3 protein-coding genes are annotated in these 2,522 nt (G+C 53.4%); all 3 read right to left on the bottom strand.

Translation table 11 applies throughout. The features are described 5' to 3' along the window. Positions 1–138: 138 nt before the first annotated feature. Positions 139–1,167 (bottom strand): glycosyltransferase family 2 protein, encoded by a 1,029-nt coding sequence (locus LCF60_RS24535; protein ID WP_292295136.1) that lies wholly within the window; start codon positions 1,165–1,167, stop codon positions 139–141. Positions 1,168–1,169: 2 nt separating this feature from the next. Next, positions 1,170–1,883, bottom strand: coding sequence for a class I SAM-dependent methyltransferase (locus LCF60_RS24540; protein ID WP_292295137.1), 714 nt, complete (start codon positions 1,881–1,883; stop codon positions 1,170–1,172). Beyond that, on the bottom strand, positions 1,873–2,522 hold a 650-nt coding region (locus LCF60_RS24545; RefSeq protein ID WP_292295138.1), incomplete at its 5' end, for a hypothetical protein. The genes LCF60_RS24540 and LCF60_RS24545, both read right to left, overlap by 11 nt.

A 2,522-nucleotide genomic window follows, 5' to 3' on the forward strand; every position in this document is an offset into this window, starting at 1 on the left:
AGCGGATTCGAACCGCTTCGTTTCAAACTGCTGAGTTAGTTCTGCCATGCCCGGTTCTCACTTTCATTGTCACGTAGTCTGATGTGTGACGAGAAAATCTTAACATCATCTAAAAAACTCGCGATACTATCTTTAGTTTCAAGTCGGGTTTCTTAGAGACGCTTTTGTCGGTTGTTGCATTTTTGACGGTTTAAAACTCCATGTCCCTCGCGTCACCTCAATGAAATTTGATGTGGTCTGAGTTCTGAGGTGCTGCATTTTGTGCCGCTTTTTTAAACTATTAGGTATTGCGCGCACAGCATTTATCAAACCCCGTCCCACGGACCGGCGATTTTGCGCCACCCAGTCGAGTTTTCCAGGGATAGCCGAGGCAGCTAGGGCGAACAGGTGTGTCGATAGCGTCAGGGTGACATAGATCGGCAGCAGCGGGAGCGGCACATTCTTCAGGATCACCCGGTAGGTGTTCGCAACCGTCTGATGGATCGAAAACGCGGACGCGGTGCCACCCGACGTGGCGCTTCCTATGTGATAGACAACCGCGCCGGGAATAAAGATGCACCGATACCCGGCCATCTGTGCGCGCAAGCCAAGATCGATATCTTCCATGTAGGCAAAGAAATCTTCGTCAAAAAGCCCGATCCGGTCCAACATGGCTTTGCGGTAGACGGACGCAGCCGCACAGGGGCTCTGGATCTCCTGCACCTCTAAACCTTGAAGCGGATATCTTGCGCCTGACCAGGCCTTGATTGAAATCCCTATAGGCAAAAAACCGTCACCAAGGGAATCGACGACGTCGCGATCCCTGAAATCCATGAGCTGGGACGCGCCGGACCCCGCATGGGGATGGGCGTCCATCGTCCCGACCATCACAGCAAGCCAGTCTGGATCGGTTTCTACATCATTGTTGAGTGCAACGATTAACTCGCCCGCCGCGGCCCTGAAGCCGCAATTGATACCACCGGCGAATCCCAGGTTTTCCTCGTTTTCTATGATCGTGATGTTTGGATAACCGGACTTGATGAGTTCAACCGACCCGTCCGTCGAACCGTTATCGACAACATACACCTTGAAATCCCTGAAGGTCTGCCGTTGAAGGCTGTCCAGACACAGCGGCAACCATCTTGCGCCGTTCCAATTCGGAATGACGACAGAAACCTTCTCCGCCATCGCTACCGGCCCTTGTAGCGCGCAAGCACAGCATAATTGTTGGATGCTCCGAACAGACGCAGCGTGGCGTGCAAGGTCCGGGCACTGATGCTCTTGGACCCGTGTGTGGGGCGCCAGTCGATCACATCGAAACCGGCCTGTTCCAGAAAGCGCCTTACGTTTCGCGGATCATACCGTCGAAAACGGTTCGGCTTGCCAAGCATCGTCCAGACCCAGCCGGTCCGGAGGTTCACAAAGTCGAGAAAGACCAGGCCACCAGGTTTTAGATATGTGCCGAGACGGGTGATGACGGCGTTCATATCGAGCGCTTTTTCGTAAAGGATATCGTGCAAGATGATCAGGTCGAACGACGCTGGGGCAAATTCCTGGGTCATGATGTCCGCCTGTAGGAAACGCGTAGTCTTCAGATGCCCGTCTTGTTGGAACAAGGTATAGAAAGGTGCAAATTCGGGTGTGTAATCCAGCGCGGTAATCATCTGACCTTGCATCGCTTCAATAAAGATCTCCGTGGCGAATGGCCCGCTGCCGACGTTCAGAACGTGCAGGTCTTTACTTTTCAGATGCCGGTCGAACATCGCAGCCAATGTGTGCAGACGCTGCGTTCCCGCGAAGAAATCTGCGAATTGCGCAAAGCTGGGCGGCAGGTTTTCAGCCAATATCCGTTCATACCGCTGCACATATCCAAGATTGTGCAATCCCGGAGCTTCAGACGACATCCATATCCCCCCATGAAAACGCCCATCTATCTGGCTCAAGGGCTTTTGTTCCGAGATCCGTATATGTTGTCGCAACCATTCGAAAAGGCTTTGGGTTGACTCTTTGCGGTACCCTGATGAATCCCATTCGACCCAAACTTAGAGCCGTCGTGCTGGCGCGCAGCGCTTGGGCCGCGATCACAGACGCACCACGCTCTTTCGCCATAGATTGCACGGCATCGAGAAGGGCGGTTTCAGTGTTGCGATCTCCTTCCACAGCGCAAAGATCGCAGATCAAAAGCGCATCAGTGTCGAAAAGATAACGCTGGGACACGACGACAAAGCCGACAATTTCCCCCGCCTTGAGCGCTACAAGCGTAGAGTACTGATGCAAGGGGTGTTCGCTATAGCGCCAGCGCAGCGTTCTGGCGTCTCGCACAAAGCGCAACTTGTTATCCTTGACCAGCCGTTCCCAATGGTCGTCAAACCGGTTGTCGAAATCTGTCACCGTCTCTATTTCCGCCGATCTTCCGGCCCCGATTGATCGGATCGTGGCATAAAGACTGCCAATGGTACCGGCAATTCTCGGTACAATCTGTCTGGTAATCCCCATGCCATCGATCGCAACGGCACCTAAAGTGCAGACATAAAGATCAGGAT

The sequence above is a fragment of the Marivita sp. genome (genome assembly GCF_020055635.1).
Classification (GTDB): domain Bacteria; phylum Pseudomonadota; class Alphaproteobacteria; order Rhodobacterales; family Rhodobacteraceae; genus Marivita.